Origin of the sequence: Clostridium pasteurianum DSM 525 = ATCC 6013 (assembly GCF_000807255.1) — a bacterium.
GTDB classification, from domain to species: Bacteria; Bacillota; Clostridia; order Clostridiales; family Clostridiaceae; genus Clostridium_I; species Clostridium_I pasteurianum.
On record NZ_CP009268.1, the window covers coordinates 2,852,574 to 2,879,107 of the forward strand.

A 26,534-nucleotide genomic window follows, 5' to 3' on the forward strand; every position below is an offset into this window, starting at 1 on the left:
AGTGTCTACTAATTTTTTATTTCCCCCAATAGATTATGTATTTAATACATAATCTATTTTTTTATACTAACTTAATCATGTTAATCATATATTTTCTATGAGGTGATTAATATGAAACTTAAAGTATTTTTTTTCAAAAAACAATATATTTATTACTCTGTTTTAACTATACTTTTAATTATATTGTCAATTTTATTTTTTATTTCAAAAGATTCTCTACCAACTATCAGTACCATAAACACTAATAAAACTATAAAAAATCATGATATTACTGGTGATGGAATAAAGGACTTGATATCCATAAAATGGACTGATAAAGGCTATAATATAGATGTAATTTCTAACGGTAAAAATTACCCTCTAACTCCTAATAAAAAACTAGATACACTTGGTAATCATTATGATTATTGGCCTTTAAGAGTTACTTTTCTAGATATATCTAGGGACAAAATTCCAGAAGTTTTTATCCAAGCCTCTGAAAATGGTAAATCAATTCAACATACATTTATATGGAATAATAATAAATTTAAAGATCTCTTATGTAATGCTAATAATTTAATAGGATTTATAGATCTTCATAATAATAGGACTCCAAAAATAATATCTGGCAATATATATAAGAATACTATAACTATGTCTAATTACATATTTTCTCAAGGTAAGCTTATAAATTATTTCAATGATTACAATGATAATTTTTTAGGTAAAGATTCTATTCTATCCTTTATAAATTATATTCAGAGTTTACCTGAAAACCAATCTGAAAAGCCACTAGACATATTTTTGCCTGATACTGACGCTGCCTATATAAATGCTATAAATACATTATCTGCTTCAGACAATACTTTTACATTTCAAGATGGTATTTTTATGGACAACCGTTGCAATAAGGATGGAGATATTACTGAAACTAAATGGACACTAAACTTTAAAGCAATTTCCAATAAAGATAAAAATGTAGTAAAAAATTACACTTTAGATCTATTATTAAAGTCACAAGGAGACCCAAGTGATAAAAATTATTTTAAAATATTATCTATTCAAATTCTCTCTCAAAAATAATACCAAAAAATTTTATTAAAATAAAAAAGCGGCCACAGCCGCGTTATTTCGCTTCGCTCAACTTCTTTTGGGCGAAGCCCTTTAATTAGACCCATTTCTTAGCATATCTATTTCATAATATTTTTATAAAGCTAAAACCTTTGCGAAGCATATTGATGCTCCGCATTTTAATACTCATAAGTTATACCATGAACTCCGTCATATTTTCTTGGTTTCATTATAGCTCCGCATTTCTCGCAACTAAATGTAGGAGGTTCAATTACATTTTCATCATCTATTTCATCAAACATCTCAACTACATCCCTTGGTATATATTCTTCCACTCCACATTCTGTACATATATATAAGACTCCGTCTTCTTCAATTAAATTTTCTTTCAATTTAGCTTTATATTTTGCCCTTTGTTTATCTTTTATTTTTTTATTCTTTTTAGCCATAATAACTACCTTCCTTTATACATATAATGGCTCTATTTTATCACGAATTATTCCCTTAATCACACCATAATTGTACATTATCTCTTCAATTTTTATTTTGTTTTCACCTATTATTTTCTCTTTAAATTTTTCTCTTACACTTACATTTTTATAGTATATATCATGAAATTTCATCTGTGTTCCACACTTTTCACATTTTAATGGATTCACTCCAAATGTAAGAAGTATTCTTGTTTGCCAATTATTAATTTTTCTTTTGAACTCAGCAACTTTTTCATTTACCAACTTAAAAAATTTATTTTTATGTCTTGTGTTTTTAGCATATATTCCATAATATCTTATCATCTTAAAATTCTTTTCTGGTATGTGTCTTATTACTCTACCTATAAAATCAATAACATCTATTTCCTCTACAACTTCTTCACCATCTTCATGTCTTTCATAACGAAAAGTTACTTTTTTACCATCATACTTTATTATTCTTGATTCAGCGATAGCTGGTCTTGCTGTATATCTTCCAACATACTTTCCTGCTTGCTTTGCTGTTTTTATTTCACCTTTTCCATATACATAAAATCCATTCTCTAACCTTTTATATAGCTTATTTTTTAATTTTTTAAATTCTTTTTTTCCACTTTTAAGATTAATTCCTATTTCGTCTAACAATATTTTTTGCCATCTTTTCCTTAGTGCTGTATAATTTATATGTTTTGTATTCCTCCAAATTGTAATTTCTCCAGCACCACCTTCGGTGACAATTAAGTGAACATGTGGATTCCATTTTAAGTCTCTTCCAAAAGTATGAATTACTGAGATTATTCCTGGTGTAAAACATTCTTTTTTATTTAAATCTCTAAACCAGCTCATAATTGCTTTTGCTGAACATTTAGGTAATAATGATAATAGTTTTCTATCCCTAGCAAAATATATTCTAAGTTCCTGTGGAATTGTAAATACCATATGTCTATGCTTTGAGTTAATAAGTCTTGCCACCATTTCATCAGACCATTCTTCAGATTTTTTCTTACCACATGAGGTACAAAATCTACTTTTACAGCTAAATCCAACTCTTTTTATATGACCACAATTTTCACACTTAAACTCAATAAATCCATTATCTAAGGATTTACAATTAATCATCTTATCAACTTCTCTACTTATGTTAGCTCTAATTTTCCCTTTATATATCTCACTGAATTTTTCCCAATTATCCACAAATATTTGTTTTATAACACCTTGCATAATCATCACCAATCACTAAATTTGCTAATAATTATATCAAAAATCCTATTCCAAAATATTACTTGTAATATTTTCCTCAAACTTCTAACATTAGATTTTTCAAGCCCTGCCGGGCAATATTTTTATACAAAAAATTTTTAAATTCCTAATATATTAAAAAGGGACCGTTTTACGGTCCCAAGGGGGATGGGGGGTTTTAGTATAAAATAAAGACTACATAATTGCCCTCATTTCACACTCTTGAAGATATTATCTTCAATCACATTTATTATAATATCCACTTTTTAAATCCTTATTCAAATTTATTGAAAATAAATAATTTTTTATATAACTTCAGAGAAAATTTTATCCAATAATTCCTCTGTACCCGCTTTTTTTAAGGATGAATAAAAACTTATTTTTTCATTTTCTTGGAGTTTTAAAGTCTTTCTTATGGTATTTTCACTTTTTGATAATTCACTTCTATTTAGTTTATCACTTTTAGTAGATATTATCATACAGTTATAACCATAATGTTTAATCCAATTATACATGAGTATGTCATCTTCATTAGGTATTCTTCTGCAATCCAATAAGAGTACGACTTTTTTAAGAGGATTTCTATTCTTTAAATAAGTTTCTATAATTTTTCCCCAATCCTTTTTCTGTTCCTTGGATATTTTCGCATAACCATATCCTGGCAAATCCACAAAATATGAATTATCGTTTATTAGAAAAAAATTGATCAATCTAGTTTTTCCAGGAGTACCACTTACCTTCACTAACTTTTTTCTATTGGTAAGTGCATTTATTATAGAAGATTTTCCCACATTAGATCTTCCTACAAATGCTATCTCTGGCAATTGATCTTTAGGGTATTGTTCTCTCTTTACAGCTGAAATTATAAATTCAGCTTGTTTTATTTCCATCTATATCACCAACCAATGCAGTTTTTATCACATCTTCAACTTTTTCAGCCAATATAAAGTTCACTTTGCTTTTCACTGAATTAGGTACATCCTTTAAATCTTTCTTATTATCCTTTGGAATTATAACTGTATCTATACCTGCTCTATAGGCCGCTAAGGATTTTTCCTTAAGCCCGCCAATAGGTAAAACTCTTCCTGTAAGTGTAATTTCTCCTGTCATTGCTATATTATGTTTTACCTTTGTATCAGTCAAAGCAGAAACCATAGCTGTTATCATTGTTACCCCAGCTGATGGGCCATCTTTAGGTACAGCTCCCTCTGGTACATGGATGTGTAGATCTTTCTCTTTATAAAATTTTTCATTAATTCCATATTTACTTGCATTAGTTCTAACATAACTAAAACCTGTCTCTGCAGATTCCTTCATTACATCACCTAATTGACCAGTAAGAGATAATTTTCCACTACCAGGCATCACTGCTACTTCCACAGGCAAAGTATCTCCACCATAGCCAGTCCAAGCCATACCCGTAACTATACCAACTTTATCATCCTTATCCACTTTATCAAAAGTATATATGTCTGGGCCTAAATATTTTTTTACAAGAGTTATTGTTATATTTATATTTCTCTTATCATTTTCTACCATATCAGCAATTGATTTTCGTATTACTTTAGCAATGTTTCTCTCAAGATTTCTTACTCCAGATTCTCTAGTATAATTATCTACTATATAATAAATACTGTTATCACTAAAGATAATTTTATTGGAATCCACAGAGTGCTCTTGCAATTGTTTTGGTATAAGATAATTTTTAGCTATATGGAATTTTTCTTCTGAAGTATAGCCTGATACTTCTATTATTTCCATTCTATCTAAAAGTGGTCCTGGAATCGTATCCAGAGTGTTAGCTGTAGTTACAAACATAACTTCTGATAAATCGAAATCTAATTCTAAATAATGGTCTCTAAAAGTATTATTTTGTTCACTATCTAAAACTTCTAAAAGTGCATCTGCAGGATTTCCTTTATAGCCTTCTCCCATTTTATCTATTTCATCTAATAGAAAAAGGGGGTTTTTTGATTTTGCCTTTTTCATACTATATATTATTCTACCAGGTATTGCACCTATATAAGTTCTTCTATGACCTCTTATTTCCGCCTCATCATTTACTCCACCAAGGGACATTCTAACAAAATTTTTATTTAGTGCATGGGCTATTGACCTGGCGATAGATGTTTTTCCTACCCCTGGAGGGCCTACAAGACAGAGTATTGGTCCCTTTAATGAATTACTTATTTTTTTAACCGCAAGGTATTCAATAATTCTATCTTTAACATCATTAAGTCCATAATGTTCCTTATTAAGAATTTCCCTTGCTTTTTTTATATCAATGTAATCCTTTGTCTTTACATTCCAAGGTAAATCCAAAATCCAATCTAAATAATTTCTTATAGTTCCTCCTTCTGAGGAATAACTCCCAGAATTTTTTAGCTTATTTAATTCGTACATAGCTTTATCTTTAACTTCTTTAGGAAGTTTGCTTTTTGCTATTTTATTCTTATATTTCTTTTGTTCCTTTTTATCTTCGTCTTCTTCTCCTAATTCTTCCTGCATAATTTTAATTTGTTCTCTTAAATAATAATCCTTTTGAGATTTATCTATTTTATCTCTGACTTTATTTCCTATCTCTTTTTCCACTTCAAGTATATTAACTTCATTTTCTAGTACTTCAAGTACTTTTTCCAATCTATCAATAGGAGTAATTGCCTCTAACATCTCTTGCTTTTTATCTTGCTTTATTATTAAATAAGAAGACACTATATCTGCAAATCTTCCTGGATCATCAACATTATCCAGTGGTATTAATGCATCACTAGGTACTGTACCTGAAAGCTTTATATATGTGCTGAAACTTTCCTTTACTAATCTTATCAAAGCTTGAATTTTTTCATCATTCAATAAATCTTTATTTTCAATTTCTTCTACTTCCACTTTAAAAAATGGTTCTTTTTCAATATACTTATTAATTTTTGCCCTTTTATTTCCCTCAACTAATACTCTCATAGTATTGCCAGGTAATTTTAAGAGCTGCTTAACAGTACAAATAGTACCTATGGAATATATATCTCTTTCTTCTGGTGATTCAGTCTTTGCTTTTTTTTGTGCTACCAGGAATATCTCTTGTTCATTTATCATAGCATCCTCTAAAGCAAGTATTGATTTCTCTCTGCCAACATCAAAATGCATTACCATATAAGGAAATATAACTATACCTCTTAGCGGAATTAGAGGAAGAATTTTTATATTGTTACTGCTCATATTTCTCTCCTCACTTTCATTACTATCTAATCATATAGATAGTCCTATACATTATACATTTAAAACAAGTTTTTTTCAATTATAAGTACTATTATTTAATTAATTTATTTCTAAATTCAAAAATCAAAATTTCAGTTTTTGGGCAGCAAGAATTTTTGCATTAGATTCAACTACAATTTTTTCAGATTTATTGTCTGTAGAAAAAGCTATTTTAAATACTTCACTTATATGTTCAATAGGAAAAATTTCCACACCAGAAATATTATTAAAACTTTCCTGCCAATTTTCTTTAGGTATTATAATTTTATCTGCTCCTGCTTTCACTGCTGCATTTATCTTGGCATTCATACCTCCTACAGGTTTAACTTTACCATATAGAGATATCTCTCCAGTCATAGCTACATTATTATTTACAGGCATCTCCATTATCGCACTATATACTGCTGTTGCCACACTTATACCTGCTGATGGACCATCTACAGGTATTCCCCCAGGGAAATTTATATGTATATCATATTTATCACAATCTATATCAAAAATTTTTTCAAGCATTGTAATGACGTTTTCAATAGAACATTTAGCATTACTCTTTCTTAAAATTTTACCTGTAGAATTTTTTATTTCTTCTTCTTCAACGATACCAGTTACTTTTAAAATTCCCTTTCTTGATTTTATTTTTTTTGCACTGGCTTCTATCTCCATAACCGCTCCTATGTTTGCACCATACACAGCAAGACCATTTACATAACCTATTTGAGGTCTATTATTTATCTTTTTATCAGGTTGCGGTGAATATTGACCATTTTCAATAACCCATTCTACATCTTGTAAATTTATTTCATTTCTATTTTCATTTATAGCAATACCAGCAGACAATTGAACTAAATTTACAGCATCTCTTCCGTTATTAGCATATTTTCCAATTAAATTTAATGCTCTTTCCTCTATCTTAGTTCCTACTTTATCAGATGCATTGCTAGCAATTTTTTCCACCTCATCTGGCAGTAATGCCCTAAAAAATATTTCTACACATCTTGATCTCAATGCTGGACAAATTTCTTCAGGATTTCTTGTAGTAGCTCCTATAAGTCTAAAATCTGCAGGAAGCCCTTTTTCAAAAATTTCTTTTATATAATTAGGCATATTACTATTATCGGAATTATAATAGGCACTTTCAAAAAATACTTTTCTGTCCTCTAATACTTTCAAAAGTTTATTCATTTCAATAGGATGTAATTCACCAATTTCATCGATAAATAGAATTCCTCCATGAGCTTTAGTAACTGCACCAGGCTTTGGCTGAGGTACACCTGCTACCCCAAGGGATCCAGCCCCCTGATATATAGGATCATGAACGGATCCTATTAAAGGATCTGCAATTCCCCTATCATCAAATCTCACGGTGGTAGCATCTATTTCAATAAATTTTGCATCTAATTTAAAAGGAGAGCAATCTCTTTTCTTAGCATCTTTTAAAACCAATCTAGCTGCAGCAGTTTTACCAACTCCAGGTGGTCCATAAATTATCACATTCTGTGGATTAGGTCCACAAAGTGCTGCCTTTAAGGCCTTCAAAGCTTTTTCTTGGCCTATTATTTCTTCAAAACTTATGGGTCTGCTTTTTTCTGTTAAAGGAGTAGTAAGAGTTATTTTTCTGAGTTTTTGAAGATTATTCATTTCTTTTGTAGAATCTTTATTGATTACAATTTTACTGGATTGTTGACTCTTTAAAGCGTTGAAAAAATATAATCCAACTATAACAGTAAAAATTATTTCTATAGTTAATAAAATATTCGTCATATTAATCTGCACCAAAGATATTATAAAATATCCATTCCTTTCTAAAAATAATTTTAAGAACAATATTATTTTTAGTATGCACATTTTTATGATAACATATTCCATAATAAAAAGAAGAGTAACTAAACATTACTCTTCTTTAAGATTTAAGCAGTTTCTGGACCCTTTTTCTTTTTTATATCCTCAGTCTTTTTTACTTGAGGCTGTAATGCAGGTATTTCACTTGCATCTTTTAATTCAAACTCTGGTGTCTTTGATTTCAAAGTATCCTCTGTTATAGATACTTTTTTAATATCCTGTCTTGATGGTATATCAAACATTATATCTTTCATCATTTCTTCTATTATTGCTCTTAATCCTCTTGCACCAGTATTTCTACTTATAGCCTCTTTAGCTATAGCAGTAAGGGACTCTTCTTTAAATTCTAAATCTACACTATCCATCTGAAATAATTTTTTATATTGCTTTACCAATGCATTTTTAGGTTTACTCAATATTTCTATCAAAGCCTTTTCATCTAATGCATCCAGCGTAACAAGAATTGGTAATCTTCCAACAAATTCAGGAATAAGACCAAATTTCAATAAATCTCCTGGCATAATATCTTTTAATAAAACACCAATGTCTTTTTCTTTCTTTGATTGAACATCTGCCCCAAATCCCATAGAACTAGTTCTAGTTCTATGTTCTATTATTTTATCTATACCATCAAAGGCTCCTCCACAAATAAATAAAATATTAGTTGTATTTATTTGTATAAACTCTTGATGTGGATGTTTTCTTCCTCCCTGAGGTGGCACAGATGCAACAGTACCTTCTAAAATTTTAAGAAGTGCCTGTTGTACACCTTCACCAGAAACATCTCTTGTTATAGATGGATTTTCAGATTTTCTTGCTATTTTATCTATTTCATCGATATATATAATACCTTTTTCAGCTCTCTCTACATCATAGTCAGCATTCTGTATAAGCTTTAATAAGATATTTTCTACATCTTCTCCTACATAACCTGCTTCAGTCAAAGTAGTAGCATCTGCTATAGCAAAAGGAACATTCAAAAACTTAGCTAAAGTTTGAGCTAAAAGAGTTTTACCTGAACCTGTAGGTCCTAAAAGTAAAATATTACTTTTTTGCAGCTCTATATCCTCATTGGACACATTGGAATTTATTCTCTTGTAGTGATTATAAACTGCTACAGCCAAGGATTTTTTTGCTTCTTCCTGTCCTATAACATATTGATCTAAATAATTTTTTATTTCAATAGGTTTTGGTAATGAACCTACTTCTACAGAAGAATTATCTTCAAACTCATCAGCTATTATTTCAGAACATAACTCTATGCATTCGTCACAAATATATACTCCTGGCCCAGCAATAAGCCTTCTAACTTGATCTTGACTTTTGCCACAAAAAGAACATCTTAATTGTTTCTTATCCTCAAATTTTGACATATCTGCACCCCTTTAAAGGTTATTTCTTTTTTGTAATAACTTCGTCTATTAAGCCATACTCTTTAGCAGTTACAGCATCTAGGAAATTATCTCTTTCAGTATCTTTTTCTATAATTTCTAAAGGCTGACCAGTTCTTTCACTTAAAATTGAATTCAATTTCTTTTTAATACTCAATATTCTATTGGCATGTATCCCTATATCTGTGGCCTGACCTTGAAATCCGCCCAACGGTTGATGAATCATTATTTCACTATTAGGCAGTGCAAATCTCTTACCTTTTGCACCCGCAGTTAATAGAAATGCTCCCATTGATGCTGCCATACCAACACAGATTGTTGATACATCTGGTTTTATATATTGCATTGTATCATAAATAGCCATACCAGCAGTTATGGAACCACCTGGACTATTTATGTACAGTGATATATCTTTATCTGGATCCTCACTTTCCAAAAATAGAAGCTGTGCAACAATCAAACTAGCAGTTGCATCATTTACATCTTCCCCCAGAAATACAATTCTATCCTTTAAAAGTCTAGAATATATATCATAAGACCTTTCTCCTCTATTTGTTTGTTCTACTACCATTGGTACTAAAGCCATAAAAATTCCCTCCTCATGTATAAATATTAAAATTAATTGCCAGAAAATCATTCTGGCAATTAACCCCTTTTATATTATGCTAACATATAACAGCAAATAATCAATATATAATTAAAAAATTTTTTAATCAATTGCCTTACTTTTCTCTACTAATAAATCTATAACTTTGCCATTTGTTAAATCCTGTTCAAGCATAGGTCTTTGTGCATCTAAAAGTACTTTTGCCATTTTTTCCACATCTTTAGTTCCATATTGCTTAGCTGCCTCTGTTGCCTTTTCTAGCAATTCTTCTTCTGTAGGTTTAATCTCTGTAACAGCAGCTATTTTTTCAATGACAAGTCTTGTTTTAACCCTCTTTTCAGCAGTTTCTTTCATGTAATCTCTAACTTTTTCTTCTGAGCTATTTGTAAATTTATAATAAGAATCTAAATCTAATCCTTGATATTTTAATTTCATTTCTAATTCTTTAATCATTTGATCTGTTTCATTTTTTATCATAACTTCTGGAATATCAACTTTTGCATTATCACATACTGCATCTACTACATGATCTTCATATTCTGCTTTTGCTTTTTCATTATTACTTTCTTCTTTTTTTGTCTTTATATCATTTTTAAGTTCTTCAAGAGTATCAAATTCTGATACTTCTTTTACAAATTCGTCGTCTATCTCAGGTAATTCTTTTATCTTTATTTCCTTTATAGTTACGTTAAATACAGCTTTTTTACCATTTAATTCTTCTTTACCATATTCCTCTGGGAAAGTAACTTCTACATCTTTTGTTTCACCTTTTTTTAGTCCAATAAGCTGATCTTCAAAATTATCTATAAAGGCACCACTACCTATCTCTAGTGAATAGTCAGTAGCTTCACCGCCTTCAAAGGCTACTCCATCTACAGATCCTTTAAAATCAATTACTGCTATATTGCCTTTTTCTACGGCTTCATTCTCTTCTTTTGTTTCTATTCTTGCATTTTTTTCCTGTGTAGCCTTTAATTCGTTATCTATGTCTTCCTCTGTTACAGGATATTCTACTTTTTTAACTTCAACACCTTCGTATTCTCCAAGTTCAACCTCTGGAGTTACAGTTACTTTAGCTGTATATACAAGATCTTTTCCTTCACCAATTTCAACTATATCAATTTCTGGATAGTCAACAGGGTTTATATCATTTTCTTTTAAAGCTATTGGATATGTATCGTCACAACAGAAGTTTATTGCATCTTCATAAAATACTCCTTCTCCATAGTATTTCTTAATTATAGATAAAGGTGCTTTTCCTTTTCTAAATCCAGGTACATTAAACTTTTTGCTGTTCTTTTTATATGCTTTTTGAACTGCTTCATTAAATTTTTCTGCTTCAACTGTTATTTCAAGTTTAACCACGTTATTTTCTACTTTTTCCATTTTAGCGTTCATACGTAAATTCCTCCTATAAGTACTGCCTTCTTATTTCAACTTTAATATTATAACATATTCTCATACATTTACAAATAATATTAAAAAATAGTCTACTGCAATCTAATGACCATTTATCCAATGCTTACTAATTAAATTTATTGGTAACAAAAACTACTTTAATATATTATATAACAAACACCTATTAGTTTACAATTATAAGTTAACTAATTTATTTCTTAATTTAAACAAATTTTTCTAGATATCTTTTAGATTTTTTTATATCCTCATAAGAAGTATAATTATTACTGTATACCTCCATTATAGCATTTCCTTTGTAATTTAATGACTTGATTTTACTGAATATGCTTTGAAAATCTACATCACCATCTCCAGGCAGCAGACAAGAGTATATATCATTCCTATCATTAATATGGAAATTTATTAAATCTTTATCCATAATATTTAAATATTCTAATGGATTTACTCCTGCTCTATAAGCCTGCTTAATATCAAGGGTAAAGTACAAAGGGTATCTACAGTTATCCTTTAAATCCTGTAAATACTCAAGGTTACTGGACATACACCAAGACACATTTTCCTGAGCTAATTTTATATCATTTTCTCCTGCTATATATGTAAGATTATTATACACATCATGTATTAAATCTTTACTTATAAAATCTGTTGGTCCATTTCTCATGCCATGAAAGGTATAACAACTTGCTCCTAAAGAACTTCCTGCTTTACATACCATTTCAAAAAACTTTAACATATCTCTTCTTCTCCTTTTATATGCATCGAAAAGATAGGGTTCAAAAGAAGATGAAAAACTATGTACACTATTTATTTTTAATCCACAACTTTCTTTTATATATGTAAGCTTTTTAATAAAATCATTTTCATACTCAAAAGGACTATTTAGAAACACCTCAGCACAGGTAAATCCTAAATCAGAAATTAATTTTATACTATCCTCTGTCTTTATATTTGGATAAAAAACTGCTGACGATAACCCAATCTCCATAAAATCTCTCCTAAACACTGTTTTTAATTACTTAAAGAACCGTCTCCTTTTAAATATCCAGTAATATTATCTACTATTACTTCCAGTCCTTTGCCATTTACAATATTATTTATTTGAATATTTTCACCTGTTATATTTGTGTTCGTATTCGTCTTATCTTTAATATTATATTTCCATATATATTTATTTGCTTTATTGAGCCATGGCAATTGACTTATATATGCTATATTTTCATCGTCAATAAATTTAGGTAATTGCTGCCATATGTAATTATTTTTTTGAGCTAATATACTGTCTTTTGTAAATACTTTCCCATTACTTGAAGTATATGAAGTATTTGTTATATCTGAAGATGTTCCATTTGCATTTATAAGTGTTAAACTCTGTTTGCTTTTCTCGTAGGCAACAGCAAAAGTTCCTGATGGGTTAATATTGAAATCTATATCGGAATCTTGATTCTGTATATTTGTAATCTTCTTTACATTAGAACTATCATCGTATTTAATATTTAAAACTTTTCCATCAGCTATATTCACAGTAAATATTTTTTCTGATTTCTCTTCTTGTTTTTTATCAGAATTCTGTTTTTCATCAATTTTAGATGCATCTTTATTAACTGCCGTATTTTGATTTTTATTACTGCTTCCTTGGGATATATTTTTCACATCAGAATTATTTTTAGTCCAATTATTTGAAATTACTATTATACCAACTACAACCACAATAATAACTGCTATTATAGTAAGAATAATTCTATTTCTCCTCTTTCTCATTTCACTTCTATACTGATTGCTAAAAATACTTGGTTTTCCCATTTTAAAACCTCCTTACATAAGCATACATTAAATATTATAACTCATTGTATAATATTTTAATAATAATTTTTTGTATATTTAAAGTTAACACTATTGAAGCAAATTCTTAATTCAGGTGGGGATTCTTTTACCCCCTCTGAATTTTAGAACTGCAAATACATGGCTTACTTGGCGTTGGACTCCCACTTGAAGAAGTTGAAGACTTACGCCAAGTTAGTCAGGTGAAAAGTATCATATCTAAAATAAATCTTATTATGTAATTATTAAATTAGAATAATTAAAAATTAACACTATCAAAATTATTTTATTAACAATAACTTTGATAGTGTTTATATATTGCATTTTAAAATCCCCGTTAAAATTTTTAAATTAAATAGCGGTTTATGTGAATTATAATTTTCTTTATTTTACAAAATACTTATTCATAGAAGAATATTCCACATCTTTACCTGATATTTTATAGTTTACAGCCGTTACAAATATATTTGCAGTATCTATACAGGTAAATACGGGTATTCTATGTTCTGCTGCCTTTCTTCTAAGTTTAAATCCTAAAGTATTAATATTATTTCCTTTAGTAGGTGAATCAATTATGAAGGCTATTTTATTTTCAATAAGATTGTCTATTATATCAGATAATGGTTTTATAGTACACTCTGTATTTTTATCTCTTAAAAATTTTCCTGTTCCTTCAGAGGCAATTATATTGAAGCCTAATTCAATATATTTTTTAATTACTTCTAAGGCTTCTAATTTATCTATATCTTTTAAAGATACATATATATTACCTTTTTTAGGTATCTGATAATTTGCTGCACAGAATCCTTTATATATTGCAGATTCAAAATCATGACCTACCCCAAGCACTTCACCGGTAGATTTCATTTCAGGTCCTAGATAAGTATCTACATCCACTAACTTTTCATTAGAAAATACAGGTATTTTCACTGCACATAATTTATGATTTTCATTAATACCAATACCGTATCCAAGTTCTTTGAGCTTCTTACCAAGTATGATTTCTACAGCAAGTTTTACCATAGGTATTCCAGTAACCTTACTTAAAATAGGTACTGTTCTAGAGGCTCTTGGATTTACTTCTATTACATATACATTTTCTCCATCAAATACATATTGTATATTTACAAGTCCTTTGATTGCAAGCGCCTTTACAATTTTCTCTGTATATTCTTTTAATGTATTAAGCACATCTTTTGAAAGAGTTCTAGTTGGATACATTGTTATACTGTCTCCTGAATGTACTCCAGTTCTTTCTACATGTTCCATAATACCTGGTATTAATACATTTTCAGCATCTGAAATTGCATCTACTTCTATCTCTGTTCCCCTTATATACTTATCTATGAGTACAGGGTGCTCTGTAGATAAATTAACCGCTTCTTTCATATATTTTTCAAGAGTATCTCTATCATGTACTACCTGCATAGCTCTTCCTCCTATTACATAAGAAGGTCTAACCAGTACAGGATATCCTAAAGCTTCAACTGCTTTATAGGCTTCATTCATATTTGTTACCGAAAAACCTTTAGGTAATGGTATATCTATATTATTTAAGAGTTCACTAAACTTTTCTCTATCCTCAGCTAAATCTATGGATTTAAAGGAAGTTCCAAGAATCTTTATACCTTTTTTATAAAGTTTTTCTGCAAGATTTATAGCCGTTTGACCACCAAATTGTACAATGACACCATAAGGTTTTTCCTTATCAATAATATCAAGAACATTATCTATGTATAGTGATTCAAAGTACAATTTATCTGCTGTATCAAAATCTGTACTTACCGTTTCTGGATTATTATTTATAATTATAGATTTAAACCCAGCATCTTTAATACCCCAAACTCCATGAACACAGCAATAATCAAATTCAATTCCCTGACCTATTCTTATAGGTCCAGAACCTAAAACTATTATTTTTTGTTCTTCTGAAATAGTATCTTCTTCTTCCTCTTCATAACATGAATAATAATAAGGAGTATCAGCTTCAAATTCTCCACTGCAGGTATCTACCATTTTATAAACTGGTTTAACATTATTATCATTTAAAACATCTAATATTTTACTTTCAGTTATTTTTGTAAGTCTGCTTATTTCTTTTATTGTAAATCCCATTTTTTTGGCATCAATTATATTTTCTTCTGATGGATCTTCCTTAAGCTTAAATTCTGTGTTTACTATTAATTTAATGCTTTCTAAGAACCATTTATCTATTTTAGTTACATTATGGATCTCATCTATTGAAATACCTTTTCTCATAATTTCTGCTATAGCAAAAATTCTCTCATCATCCTGTTTCTTTATTTTATCTATAAGAGTGTCCACATCTAATGCTTCAAAAGCATCAATTCTAAGGGCACTAAATTTCCCCTCTAAAGATGTAACAGCCTTTAAAAGAGCATTGTGGAAAGTTCTATCTATGGCCATTACCTCTCCCGTAGCTTTCATCTGTGTACCAAGTGTTCTAAGGGCTGTACTGAATTTGTCAAAAGGCCATTTTGGTATCTTTACAACACAATAATCTAAAGCTGGCTCAAAACAAGCACTGGAATTTTTAGTAACATAATTTCTTAGTTCATCTAAACTATATCCAATAGCTATTTTAGCAGCTATCTTAGCTATTGGATAGCCTGCAGCCTTAGATGCCAATGCACTGGAACGGCTTACCCTAGGATTTACTTCTATTACTATATAATTATTACTTTTTGGATCCAATGCATATTGTATATTACAGCCACCTTCTATTTTAAGATTTCTTATAATCTTTATGGCTGCGTTTCTAAGCATTTGGTATTCTGTATCTCTCAAAGTCTGTGAAGGTGCTACAACTATACTGTCTCCAGTATGAACACCCACAGGATCAATATTTTCCATATTACATATAATTATACAGTTATCTTTTTTATCTCTAATTACCTCATACTCAATTTCCTTCCATCCAGCAACACTTTGTTCTAGAAGTATCTGATCTATAGGACTCATTTCGATTCCCATGCTGGCTATTTCAATCAACTCTTCCATATTTTCTGCTATTCCGCCGCCAGTTCCACCTAGTGTATATGCCGGTCTTATAATTACTGGAAACCCATAATTATTGACAAATTCAATACATTCATCAACATGAGTAGCAATTATACTTTTAGGTATAGGCTCATTTATTTCTTCCATAAGATTTTTAAATTCTTCTCTATCCTCAGCTTTTTTTATAGCTTCACTATTTACACCTAGAAGCCTTACATTATATTTTTCAAGAATTCCCTCATCTCTTAGTTTCATAGCAAGATTAAGAGCTGTTTGGCCGCCAAAACCTGCTAATATTCCGTCAGGCTTTTCAAAAGCTATTATTTTTTCTAATGCTTCCACAGTCAAAGGTTCTATATATACTTTATCTGATATATGGTAATCTGTCATTATAGTAGCTGGATTACTATTTACAAGGACAGTTTCTATTCCCTCTTCTTTTATGGCTTTAATGGCTTCTGTACCTGAATAATCAAATTCAGCCGCTTGACCGATAATTATTGGACCTGATCCAATAATAAGAGCTTTTTTTATAGTTTTGTCTAAAGGCATATTTGTTTCCTCCAAAATCATTAGTATTGGGCATCTAAAACTAGAGAGGCCAAATTATAATAAATATATATCTGTAGTAACTAATTAAATCTTACAGTAAGTAATTTTATTACATTGCTTTGTCATTAATAGTTCCATCCATAATAGTTATGAATTTATCAAATAAATAAGCTGTATCTATTGGTCCCGGTGCTCCTTCTGGATGAAATTGTACTGAAAAAACTGGTAAAGATTTATGTTTCATTCCTTCAACAGTGTTATCATTAAGGTTTCTATGAGTCACTATCATACCTTTGCTTTCTATACTTTTCTCATCTACTGCATAGCCATGATTTTGAGAAGTTATATAAGCTTTATCTCTTTCAATATCATAAATTCCATGATTTCCACCTCTATGACCAAACTTCAACTTGTAAGTATCTCCACCTACAGCTAGTGCTAATATTTGGTGTCCAAGGCATATACCAAAGGTAGGTAAAACCTTCATTAAATGACTTACTGTTTCAATTGTTTCTGGTATAGCTTTTGGATCTCCAGGACCATTGCTTAAGAATAATCCATCTGGGCTTATATCCATAATATCATTATAAGTAGCATCATAGGGAAATATTGTAATATCACAATTTCTCTGCTTTAAGTTTTCAATTATATTCTGCTTAGCTCCAAAATCCATTAATGCAACTTTAGAACCGGTTCCTGGAATATGCTTAACAGCTTTTGGACTTACATCTCTAACATAACTTTTGCTAAGTTCTGTTTTTTCCATAATATCCTTAAGTTTTTCTACAGAGAATTCTTCATTTGATATTACACACTTCATAGATCCTACATTTCTTACTTTTTTTGTAATAGACCTAGTATCTACATTGTAAACTCCAACTATATTCATACTTTTAAGCATATCATCCAAGCTAGCCTCATTCATATAATTTGATGGATTATTACATACAGATTTTACCACAAAGCCTTTAGCATATACCTTATCTGATTCATTTTCAAAAGAATTTGTTCCGTAATTACCAATCAAAGGATATGTCATATTTATTATTTGTCCTGCGTAAGATGGGTCAGTAAGTACTTCCTGATATCCAGTCATACAGGTATTAAAAACTAATTCACCAACAGATGTTCCAATTTTTCCAAAACCATCTCCGTTATATATTGTTCCATCTTCCAAATATAATATGCCTTTCATAAAATCCACCTCTTCTTTATATTAAAAAACCTTGTCATTAATATTTATACAGCTTTTTTTATATTTATTCATACATTAACATAAATTCATTTTCCCTGTCAACCTACGTTATGTGCTTATATTTCTTACTTTATGCTCATTACATAAAAATAAGAGCCTTCTACTATGGCAGAAGGCTCGTTGCATACGAAATAAAGCTATACATAAAAATGCTGCTTTTACACAATTATATACAATCTTACCTTTTCAGCCTCTCTGGACCAAATTTAAAGGTCGTATTTAATTTTCTATATATTATAATACACTATTATTACATATATATCAATTATTTATTTTAAAAATAATTTATTCACCTTTTAACCATTTATTAAAATATTCATTCCAATCTTTCCCCGTAATTTCATTTGATACTTTTATGAAGTCTTCCGTTCTGGTAACCTTATATTTGTATCTGTTGTAGTAAGTTTGAATTATTTTAAAGAAATTTTCATTTCCTACCTTTTCTCTAAAATCGTCCAGCATGACAGCTCCTTTATAATAAACCAGAATTGAATACTCCATGTCATCTTTAAAATCCTGTACTGGCTTTAACATAACTTTTTTATCAGGGTTATTTTTAGAATATATATAGTAATAATCTTTTAATTGTAAGAAATATTCTCTGCTATTTTTTATACTTTCATTATATATATTTTCAGAATAGCAGGCAAAACTCTCATCTAGCCAAGCTTCATTGACCTCATCATCACCTATGACACCATACCACCACTGATGAGCTGTTTCATGGACTACAATAGCTTCATAATAACCGCCTTTTTTATATACTGGATTATCGGATATAAAAACTATACCAGGATACTCCATACCTGTTAAAAAGCTACTTTCTGCTACAGAGTAAGTTTTATAGGGATACTTACCATAAAATCTATTAAAGATCTTTATAGAATTCGTTGCATAATTCATTTGCTCTGAGAGCTCTTTATCTGTACCAAGACTATAGCATTTTATATTTATGCCATCTACCTTTTCTTCCTTAACTTTAAATTTGTTGCTAGTAGTAAAGGCAAAATCTCTTACATTAGATTCACTAAAAGAATAGGTCTTTAGACCTTTTTTTAGCTTTTCCCTGGCAGACTCCCCTGTAGCCGCCACTACATAATCCTTAGGCACTGTTATATTTACCTTGTAGTCAGAAACTGTACTATAAAAAGGATCTCCCATACTATAATATGAATCTAAATGCCATCCTTTATCGTCATATTCTGCAGCTATAGGATACCAATTTCCAAAATTATAAGAACTATTATAATAACTTAATCTATCTTTCCCTTTAGGAACTTTCACCGTAAAATTTAAATTAAAATTAACTTTACTTCCCGGTTTTAATTCTTTTTTTAATGGTACTCTTAATATTGTCTTATCTTTTCCACTTATTTCGAAATCAGAAACTTTTCCATTTACATATATGTCCTTTATGTTCATATTTCCTTCACTAAATCCCTCTGGGAAGGTTTCATTAAAGCCAAATTGAGCAGGTGTAGTTTCTTTTTCTCTATAGGCATTGGGGTAAATATGAAAATACACTTCTTTAAGTGAAATTTTACTCTTATTTATATAAGTTAGTTTTTCTTCACCTGTTAACATTTTTGATTTAGTATCCAAATTTACATCCATCTTATATATATTTTTAGGAAAATCAACTTTTGTGCTGCTTTCTACTGCAGGTTTTATAGAGTTTATACTTTTTATTGCAGGGCTACTGGGATTAAAAGTTTGTGCACTTTCACTTCCTCTTCCACAGGAAGAGGTTAATAATACTATAACTGTAACTATACATATAATCTTACACAATTTTTTCAACATAAACATTCCTCCTGAATGAAAGTTTATGTAAAATCTACTTATATCATACATAGATTAAAATAAAAAAATATGATTTCATAAGTTAAAATTCTTCTATAAATCTAAACCTATAAAATCATATTAAAGTTATAAATTTGTATTTAATTCAACAATTACAAATCAAACAATTATGTTTTAAATAAAGTCAATTATACTAAAAATATTTGATAAATCAAACTATATTTCTGCTGCCAGGTTTTATGTATGGTATACCTTTTTTGCAAAGAGGACAATTTTCTTTTTCATAACTTTCAATTTCAAGCTTAACGGCACTGTATATAGGGAATTCAGTTTTTACATCTTTAGCTCTTCTATCTACTATACAGCATAGTGCTACTACTTCCGCTCCAATGTTTCTTAAAATTTTTACGACTTCAAGAGAAGATTTTCCTGTAGTAATAACATCTTCTGAAATTATTACCTTATCTCCTTTTTTAACTTCAAATCCTCTTTTAATAGTCATTTTACCATCTACTCTTTCAGCAAAAATTCCTGGTTTTCCTGTTTGTCTTGCCAGTTCATAAGAAACCAAAACTCCTCCCATAGCAGGTCCAACGATTATATCAAAATCTACATCTTTTATTTTATCTTTAATTACCTGTATAACTTTTTCTGCCTTATCAGGGTGCTGTAAAAGTTTAGCGCATTGACAATATCTTTCACTATGTCTCCCTGATGATAGTAAAAAATGTCCTTCTAAAAGAGCCTCTGACTCTTTTAGTATTTCTATAACTTTGTTATCTGTATTTTCCATAATTTAAACACTCTCCTAAAATTTATCCTAAATAATTTTGTAAAAACTAAATTAGCTTATAGCAGCCAAAAATTCTTAAATATTTCATGTAAAACTAATTTTAGTAAAAAATCCTGATACTTAATATTGTTAACACTATATTAAGTTATTTAATTATACCGATTATTTCTGAAAGATTATTTATTCCTTCTCTTTCCATAAATTTTTCAATATCCTCTATTATATCAACACATATATCCGGTTTCATAAAATTAGCTGTTCCAACCTGCACTGCAGTTGCTCCTGCCATGATAAATTCTATAGCATCCTTTCCATTAGATATACCACCCATACCAACTACAGGTACATCTACCGCTTTTGCTACCTCATATACCATTCTTAAAGCAATAGGTTTTATACAGGGACCAGAAAGTCCTGCGCTTACATTGTCAAATACAGGTCTCCTTTTATTTATGTCAATTGCCATAGCCTTAAAAGTATTAACCAAAGATATAGAATCAGCTCCTGCTTCAGTACATTTAACGGCCATATCCACTATATCCTCAGCATTAGGTGACAATTTTACCATAAGAGGTTTATGACAAAGTTTTCTCACTTTGCTGACTACATCAAAGGCAACTTTAGATTTTATGCCAAAAGCCATTCCACCATGCTTAACATTTGGGCAAGATATATTTAATTCTATAATATCTACATCTGTCTTATCAAGCAATTCAATGCCCTTTTCATAATCCTCCGTTGTTCCTCCGCCTAAATTAGCTATTACTACAGTATTGAGCTTTTTCATATCTTCTAGTTCCTCTTTTATGAAATGCTCAACACCCGGATTCTGTAATCCTACACTATTCATTATTCCACTAGCTACTTCATAAATTCTCATACCATTATTACCTTCTTTAGGCATAATAGTCAAGCCTTTCGAAGAAATTCCCCCAAGTCTACCTACATCAAAATAATTCATATACTCATTTCCAAAACCAAAAGTTCCAGAGGCAGCAATTACAGGATTCTTAAAATCAACTCCAGAAATACTAACATTAGTCATTTATTACTAGCTCCTCTCCTAAGAATACAGGACCTTCTTTACAAGATCTCTTTCTTCCATCTTTAGTTTTACAAGTACATACAAGACATGCACCGATTCCACAGGCCATTCTATTTTCCATAGATACATATAATGGCACCTTTTTTTCATCACACATTTTAATTATCTTTGACATCATTATTTCTGGTCCACAGCAAACTACCACATCATAATTTTCCACATTAAGCAAATCTGTTACATATCCTTTATGTCCAACTTCACCATTTTCTGTGGATAAGTATAATTTATTAACATTTTTTCCCACATCATCCACAGTTTTACTACCGCTTCTAAACCCAGCATATAAATCCAATGAAGAATTTTTTAATTTCTTGGCTAAATACAGCATTGGTGCAATACCAATACCTCCTGCCACTAAAGCAACTTTCCCCTTCAATTTTTCCAAAGGGAAACCATTTCCAAGCGGTCCTGTAAGTTTTATTTCGTCACCTTTTTTTAATTTAGTTAAAATTTCTGTTCCTCTGCCGCACACTCTATATAAAAATTTTATTTTTTCCTCATCTTTATCATATATGCTTATAGGCCTGGATAATACAGGTTCTTCATCCCAAGCTCTTAACAGATAAAACTGACCAGGATTACCCTCAAATTTCCCATCTATAGTAATCTCATATATATCTTCCTCTATCTTTTCATTACTAAATACGTTTTTCACCATATATTTTTCGCTCATGAGTTCCCTCCAAATATAAATATTTTAGGCATGTGAAAATAAATAGTAAGTCAAAGATGCGACGAATATTTTGAATCCAACATGGAAGCAGGTGACCAGGATAGTGGGCTATCTGAGGGTTCTGCCGACGCAGTAGGATTCAAAATAGGCTAGCATACTGACTAGTTATTTATTTGAATATGCCTTAACTTATGTGCTTTAAAATATCATCCCGCATATTTATAGAAGCATTTCTTGCAGCTTTTTCAAAACTATGCTCTCCATTCTCAACTTTCTTATACGCAAGAAGTATACCCCTTGAAGAGTTTACAATTCCTCCATTACCCTTTGATAAGTAATTAGCCACATCTTCAGCAGTTCCTCCTTGTGCACCATAACCTGGTATTAAGAAAAATGTTGATTCATATTTATCTCTTATCTGTTTTCCTTCAAAGCCAGTAGTACATCCAACTACAGCTCCTATAGAACTGTATCCACATTCTCCAAGACAATCTTTACCAATTTCATATATCTTATCACCCACAGCATTATACACTCTTTCACCGTTTTCAACATCTATATATTGAATATCCTTTGAACCAGGGTTTGATGTTCTAAGAAGAATAAACGCTCCCTTTTCCTTGTTTTTAATATACGGAACATATGATTCTACACTATCAAAACCCATATAAGGATTTAAAGTAACAAAATCACTTTCAAAATCTCCTTCAAAATGAGCTTTTGCATACATTTCGGCAGTTTTTGCTATATCCCCTCTTTTTATATCAGCTATAGATATAGCATTCTCATTCTTTATGTACTTTAAAGTCTTTTCATAAGCTTTGAGACCATTGATTCCATAAGCTTCATAATATGCAATTTGAACTTTATAACAGGCAGCCACATCAATAGTTTCATCAATTATTTTTTTATTAAAATTAAATATTGCATCTTCCAAATTATCGTATTTATTCAAAAACCATTTTGGTATGTATTCTATATCAGTATCTAGTCCCAAGCAAACATGCCCATTTTTTTCAACTCTTTGGTAAAGTTCATCTATAATCATAATAAATCCTCCTACATGTTTTGAAAAACAATTTTACCTGCTCTTATAGTTTTAATAACTGTTCCATATAACTCCATCCCATTAAAAGGTGTATTTTTTCCTTTTGAGTGGAATTTTTGTGAATCAACAGTATATTTATTATCCAAATCTATGATTGCTAAGTCTCCTTCATATCCTATAGATATTTTTCCCTTATTGATATTTAGTATATCAGCAGGATTTTTTGACATTATCTCTGAAAGCTTATTTATAGTTAAATTTCCCTCTTTAACAAGTTTTGTATAACATACAGAAAATGAAGTTTCTATCCCCGATATTCCACAGGCTCCCTTTTCCTTATCCTCTTTACTATGAGGTGCATGATCTGTTCCTATAGCATCCACATACCCTTTTCTAATGGCATTTATAATATAATCTACATCTTCAGCCTCTCTTATTGGCGGATTAACTTTGTATAAATTTTCCCCGGTTAAAGCTATATGATGTGGTGTTACTTCACAGGTTATATTAAAACCTTCTTTTTTAGCTTCAATAATGTCTTTCATAGCTTCTTTTGTACTAACATGAGATAGATGCAAATGACATCCAGTAAATTTAGCCAGTGTAATATCTCTTTCTGTCATCATATTTTCTGACAATCTTGTACTTATAGGAGTAATTTCTTCATCCTCTGCATGGGACATGACCACAAAATTTCTCTTATTTGCTACAACCATAGCATCATGCATTATCCTGTCGCTGTTTACACCTTTTCCATCATCAGATATGCACTTTACAGAATCATCAATTTTTTCAAGATGGCTTATATCTTTACCTTGAAGATCTCTGGTAATACTAACAGTTTGATATGCATCCACAAGACCTATCTCTTTGGCTTTATTTACAACATAATTTACTGTTCTCATATCACTGCATACAGGCTTAGTGTTTCCCATAAGATTTACAGTAGTGTATCCACCTCTTACTGCCGCTCTACTTCCTGTTTTTATATCCTCTTTGTATTCTAATCCCGGATCTCTAAAATGGCTGTGCAAATCTACAAAGGCAGGTGTAACTACATATCCCTTTGCATCAAGAATATCACAATCTTTTTGTAAATTATAGCCTATTTCTTCTATAATTCCATTATTAATATATATATCACCAACAAAATCTGAGGTATAATCTATAACTCTTCCGTTCTTTACTAACAGTTCCATTTTTTTCGCTCCTTATATCACATTTTGAAGCAAGTTCTTAATTCAGGTGGGGATTCTTTTACCCCATCTGAATTTTAGAACTGCGAATGCATGGCTTACTTGGCGTTGAACTCCCACTTGAAGAAGGGGGAGACTTACGCCAAGTTAGTCAGGTTAAAAGAAAATCTTTATTAAATATATAAGCTATTTTGTTAATTATTTTTATTTTATATACTCTATATTGTCTCTATTTCATCACAATACTCACATCTGTATTCCCCTTTTTCTTTATCTACCAAATGAAATATATGAGGAACATACTTTTCAACAGAAGTTATACACCTTGGATTTTTACACTTAATTACATTTTCAACTCTTTCCGGTAAACTGAGCTTTTTCTTTTCCTTGATTTTTTCGTCCTCTATTATATTAACCGTAATATTAGGATCTAAGAGACCAAGCATTTTAAAATCTAAATCTATTACATTTTCAATTTTAATAATGTCTTTTTTCTTATCTTTTGTACTATTTACATTCATAATCAAAGCTGTAGGAAAGTCCGCATCTAGTAAATTCAGATAATTATAAATCTTTATTCCATGACCTGCTTTTATGTGATCTATAACTATGCCATTTTTTATACTATTTATAGTAATCAATTAGCACACCCCCAAAAGCTTAGCTATTAACGCCATTCTTACATACATACCAAATTTCGCCTGTATAAAATAACAAGCTCTTTTATCTTCATCTACTTCATAATCTATTTCATTAACTCTAGGAAGAGGATGCAGTATTATCATATCATCTTTTGCATTATCAAGTTTTTGCCTATCCAATATATAACTGTCTTTTAACCTTATATAATCTTCTTCATTAAAAAATCTCTCTCTTTGAACTCTTGTCATATAAAGTATGTCTAATCCATCTATTACATCTTCCAAATTTTCTGCTTCCACATATTCTATATTGTTTTTTTCAAGTATTTCTTTTTTTATGTACTCTGGTATTGTTAACTCTTTAGGAGAAATTAATACAAGTCTATTATTTTCATATCTAGATATTGCCTTTATAAGAGAGTGAACTGTTCTTCCAAATTTCAAGTCACCACATATACCAATGGTAAAATTTGAAAGACTTCCTTTCATTTTTCTTATAGTTAAAAGATCTGTCAGTGTCTGAGTTGGATGTTGATGTCCTCCATCACCTGCATTTATCACAGGAATCTCTGAATACATGGAGGCTATTTTAGGTGCTCCTTCTTTTGAATGCCTCATAGCAGTTATGTCCGCATAGCAAGATACTATTCTGATAGTATCTGCTACAGTTTCTCCTTTTGACACGGAACTGGAATTAGGCTCTGAAAAACCAACCACCTGTCCTCCAAGTCTTAGCATAGCAGCCTCAAAACTAAATCTAGTTCTTGTACTAGGTTCATAAAAAAGCGTTGCTAAAATTTTTCCTTCTGCTACATGCAAATATTCTTTGGGATTTTCTATTATATTATCAGCCAGAGAAAATATTTCTTCAAGCTCTTCTATAGTAAAATCCATAGGATCAATAAGACTTCTTCCCTTTAACATAATCATCCTCCTTCTTAGTCTCCCTGTACTAAATTTAAAGGTATTAAAATTGATAAGATAAAATCAATCTTTTTCTTGTATATTTATTTTAGTGCATTAAAAAATGCCTCCACAAAAGAAGGCATAAAAATTCCATTACTTTTACCTTCCCAGTCTCACGGAACTGAATTTAAAGGCTATCTCACTTATAATATGATATCATTATAGTCTAAAATTGTCAATGAACATCTATTTAACTATTTCACAATTTATACAAGCTGGATATCTATATTACAAATTGTATTTTATTAAAAATTATTATAGAAAATTTCTTATTAAAATATTAAAATATAATTATAGCATATTTTACATAAATTAATTTAAATAACTAAAGCAAAATTTAAAATTTTATTTATTAGATAATCAAAATATCAATTCATCTTAAATAATATTTATTTG

21 protein-coding genes are annotated in these 26,534 nt (G+C 30.0%); 1 reads left to right on the plus strand and 20 read right to left on the minus strand.

Translation table 11 applies throughout. The features are described 5' to 3' along the window. Nucleotides 1-111 precede the first annotated feature (111 nt). Nucleotides 112-1,062, plus strand: a complete 951-nt coding sequence (locus CLPA_RS12985) for a hypothetical protein (RefSeq protein WP_003442617.1) — start codon at nt 112-114, stop codon at nt 1,060-1,062. Between the two features lie 167 nt (nt 1,063-1,229). Here the strand turns inward: CLPA_RS12985 and CLPA_RS12990 are convergent, their stop codons facing one another. From CLPA_RS12990 to pyrB, 20 genes are all read right to left on the minus strand, one after another. Then, entirely contained in the window at nt 1,230-1,499 is a 270-nt protein-coding gene (locus tag CLPA_RS12990) for an SIR2 family protein (protein ID WP_003441259.1), read from the minus strand. A 15-nt stretch (nt 1,500-1,514) separates the two neighbouring features. Beyond that, nucleotides 1,515-2,741: an IS91 family transposase gene (locus tag CLPA_RS12995; RefSeq protein WP_003444845.1), complete on the minus strand. Its 1,227-nt coding sequence runs from the start codon at nt 2,739-2,741 to the stop codon at nt 1,515-1,517. 323 nt (nt 2,742-3,064) lie between these two features. Continuing rightward, the gene (yihA, locus tag CLPA_RS13000; protein ID WP_003442620.1) at nt 3,065-3,649 is read right to left on the minus strand and encodes a ribosome biogenesis GTP-binding protein YihA/YsxC; all 585 of its coding nucleotides are present in this window, start codon (nt 3,647-3,649) and stop codon (nt 3,065-3,067) included. After that, nucleotides 3,630-5,972: an endopeptidase La gene (gene lon / locus CLPA_RS13005; protein ID WP_003442623.1), complete on the minus strand. Its 2,343-nt coding sequence runs from the start codon at nt 5,970-5,972 to the stop codon at nt 3,630-3,632. The genes yihA and lon overlap by 20 nt, the downstream gene beginning before the upstream one ends. Before the next feature lie 123 nt (nt 5,973-6,095). Beyond that, nucleotides 6,096-7,772 carry an ATP-dependent protease LonB gene (lonB, locus tag CLPA_RS13010; protein ID WP_003442626.1) on the minus strand — a complete coding sequence of 559 codons (1,677 nt, stop codon included), beginning with the start codon at nt 7,770-7,772 and terminating at the stop codon, nt 6,096-6,098. Between the two features lie 146 nt (nt 7,773-7,918). Beyond that, nucleotides 7,919-9,223: an ATP-dependent Clp protease ATP-binding subunit ClpX gene (gene clpX / locus CLPA_RS13015; protein ID WP_003442629.1), complete on the minus strand. Its 1,305-nt coding sequence runs from the start codon at nt 9,221-9,223 to the stop codon at nt 7,919-7,921. A gap of 19 nt (nt 9,224-9,242) precedes the next feature. After that, the gene (gene clpP / locus CLPA_RS13020; RefSeq protein ID WP_003442632.1) at nt 9,243-9,827 is read right to left on the minus strand and encodes an ATP-dependent Clp endopeptidase proteolytic subunit ClpP; all 585 of its coding nucleotides are present in this window, start codon (nt 9,825-9,827) and stop codon (nt 9,243-9,245) included. 123 nt (nt 9,828-9,950) lie between these two features. Further along, nucleotides 9,951-11,246 (minus strand): trigger factor, encoded by a 1,296-nt coding sequence (gene tig / locus CLPA_RS13025; RefSeq protein ID WP_003442635.1) that lies wholly within the window; start codon nt 11,244-11,246, stop codon nt 9,951-9,953. Between the two features lie 223 nt (nt 11,247-11,469). After that, entirely contained in the window at nt 11,470-12,252 is a 783-nt protein-coding gene (locus tag CLPA_RS13030; RefSeq protein WP_003442639.1) for a sugar phosphate isomerase/epimerase family protein, read from the minus strand. Nucleotides 12,253-12,275: 23 nt separating this feature from the next. Then, a complete protein-coding gene (locus CLPA_RS13035) occupies nt 12,276-13,067 on the minus strand; it encodes a hypothetical protein (RefSeq protein WP_003442642.1) in 792 nt (263 codons plus the stop codon). A gap of 402 nt (nt 13,068-13,469) precedes the next feature. After that, a complete protein-coding gene (carB, locus tag CLPA_RS13040; protein ID WP_003442644.1) occupies nt 13,470-16,658 on the minus strand; it encodes a carbamoyl-phosphate synthase (glutamine-hydrolyzing) large subunit in 3,189 nt (1,062 codons plus the stop codon). A gap of 109 nt (nt 16,659-16,767) precedes the next feature. Continuing rightward, complete coding sequence (gene carA / locus CLPA_RS13045; RefSeq protein ID WP_003442647.1) at nt 16,768-17,853, minus strand: glutamine-hydrolyzing carbamoyl-phosphate synthase small subunit; 1,086 nt, start codon at nt 17,851-17,853, stop codon at nt 16,768-16,770. A 345-nt stretch (nt 17,854-18,198) separates the two neighbouring features. Then, nucleotides 18,199-19,716, minus strand: coding sequence for a M1 family metallopeptidase (locus tag CLPA_RS13050; protein ID WP_003442650.1), 1,518 nt, complete (start codon nt 19,714-19,716; stop codon nt 18,199-18,201). A 211-nt stretch (nt 19,717-19,927) separates the two neighbouring features. Beyond that, complete coding sequence (gene pyrE, locus CLPA_RS13055) at nt 19,928-20,509, minus strand: orotate phosphoribosyltransferase (RefSeq protein WP_003442654.1); 582 nt, start codon at nt 20,507-20,509, stop codon at nt 19,928-19,930. A gap of 145 nt (nt 20,510-20,654) precedes the next feature. Further along, nucleotides 20,655-21,554, minus strand: a complete 900-nt coding sequence (locus CLPA_RS13060) for a dihydroorotate dehydrogenase (RefSeq protein ID WP_003442657.1) — start codon at nt 21,552-21,554, stop codon at nt 20,655-20,657. Further along, nucleotides 21,547-22,287 (minus strand): dihydroorotate dehydrogenase electron transfer subunit, encoded by a 741-nt coding sequence (locus tag CLPA_RS13065; protein WP_003442660.1) that lies wholly within the window; start codon nt 22,285-22,287, stop codon nt 21,547-21,549. The genes CLPA_RS13060 and CLPA_RS13065 overlap by 8 nt, the downstream gene beginning before the upstream one ends. A gap of 184 nt (nt 22,288-22,471) precedes the next feature. Further along, the gene (gene pyrF / locus CLPA_RS13070; protein WP_003442668.1) at nt 22,472-23,335 is read right to left on the minus strand and encodes an orotidine-5'-phosphate decarboxylase; all 864 of its coding nucleotides are present in this window, start codon (nt 23,333-23,335) and stop codon (nt 22,472-22,474) included. 11 nt (nt 23,336-23,346) lie between these two features. Then, nucleotides 23,347-24,534, minus strand: a complete 1,188-nt coding sequence (locus CLPA_RS13075; RefSeq protein WP_003442670.1) for a dihydroorotase — start codon at nt 24,532-24,534, stop codon at nt 23,347-23,349. Between the two features lie 215 nt (nt 24,535-24,749). Next, on the minus strand, nt 24,750-25,172 hold the full coding sequence (locus CLPA_RS13080; RefSeq protein WP_003442673.1) for an aspartate carbamoyltransferase regulatory subunit: 423 nt from the start codon (nt 25,170-25,172) through the stop codon (nt 24,750-24,752). Further along, complete coding sequence (gene pyrB / locus CLPA_RS13085) at nt 25,173-26,096, minus strand: aspartate carbamoyltransferase (protein WP_003442675.1); 924 nt, start codon at nt 26,094-26,096, stop codon at nt 25,173-25,175. Between the last annotated feature and the right edge of the window lie 438 nt (nt 26,097-26,534).

What these genes read in the sequence shown, in the direction of transcription:
- CLPA_RS12985 (WP_003442617.1), top strand. Translation starts at nt 112, where the DNA reads ATGAAACTTAAAGTATTTTTTTTCAAAAAACAATATATTTATTACTCT.
- CLPA_RS12990 (WP_003441259.1), bottom strand. Translation starts at nt 1,499, where the DNA reads ATGGCTAAAAAGAATAAAAAAATAAAAGATAAACAAAGGGCAAAATAT.
- CLPA_RS12995 (WP_003444845.1), bottom strand. Translation starts at nt 2,741, where the DNA reads ATGCAAGGTGTTATAAAACAAATATTTGTGGATAATTGGGAAAAATTC.
- yihA (WP_003442620.1), bottom strand. Translation starts at nt 3,649, where the DNA reads ATGGAAATAAAACAAGCTGAATTTATAATTTCAGCTGTAAAGAGAGAA.
- lon (WP_003442623.1), bottom strand. Translation starts at nt 5,972, where the DNA reads ATGAGCAGTAACAATATAAAAATTCTTCCTCTAATTCCGCTAAGAGGT.
- lonB (WP_003442626.1), bottom strand. Translation starts at nt 7,772, where the DNA reads ATGACGAATATTTTATTAACTATAGAAATAATTTTTACTGTTATAGTT.
- clpX (WP_003442629.1), bottom strand. Translation starts at nt 9,223, where the DNA reads ATGTCAAAATTTGAGGATAAGAAACAATTAAGATGTTCTTTTTGTGGC.
- clpP (WP_003442632.1), bottom strand. Translation starts at nt 9,827, where the DNA reads ATGGCTTTAGTACCAATGGTAGTAGAACAAACAAATAGAGGAGAAAGG.
- tig (WP_003442635.1), bottom strand. Translation starts at nt 11,246, where the DNA reads ATGAACGCTAAAATGGAAAAAGTAGAAAATAACGTGGTTAAACTTGAA.
- CLPA_RS13030 (WP_003442639.1), bottom strand. Translation starts at nt 12,252, where the DNA reads ATGGAGATTGGGTTATCGTCAGCAGTTTTTTATCCAAATATAAAGACA.
- CLPA_RS13035 (WP_003442642.1), bottom strand. Translation starts at nt 13,067, where the DNA reads ATGGGAAAACCAAGTATTTTTAGCAATCAGTATAGAAGTGAAATGAGA.
- carB (WP_003442644.1), bottom strand. Translation starts at nt 16,658, where the DNA reads ATGCCTTTAGACAAAACTATAAAAAAAGCTCTTATTATTGGATCAGGT.
- carA (WP_003442647.1), bottom strand. Translation starts at nt 17,853, where the DNA reads ATGAAAGGCATATTATATTTGGAAGATGGAACAATATATAACGGAGAT.
- CLPA_RS13050 (WP_003442650.1), bottom strand. Translation starts at nt 19,716, where the DNA reads ATGTTGAAAAAATTGTGTAAGATTATATGTATAGTTACAGTTATAGTA.
- pyrE (WP_003442654.1), bottom strand. Translation starts at nt 20,509, where the DNA reads ATGGAAAATACAGATAACAAAGTTATAGAAATACTAAAAGAGTCAGAG.
- CLPA_RS13060 (WP_003442657.1), bottom strand. Translation starts at nt 21,554, where the DNA reads ATGACTAATGTTAGTATTTCTGGAGTTGATTTTAAGAATCCTGTAATT.
- CLPA_RS13065 (WP_003442660.1), bottom strand. Translation starts at nt 22,287, where the DNA reads ATGAGCGAAAAATATATGGTGAAAAACGTATTTAGTAATGAAAAGATA.
- pyrF (WP_003442668.1), bottom strand. Translation starts at nt 23,335, where the DNA reads ATGATTATAGATGAACTTTACCAAAGAGTTGAAAAAAATGGGCATGTT.
- CLPA_RS13075 (WP_003442670.1), bottom strand. Translation starts at nt 24,534, where the DNA reads ATGGAACTGTTAGTAAAGAACGGAAGAGTTATAGATTATACCTCAGAT.
- pyrB (WP_003442675.1), bottom strand. Translation starts at nt 26,096, where the DNA reads ATGTTAAAGGGAAGAAGTCTTATTGATCCTATGGATTTTACTATAGAA.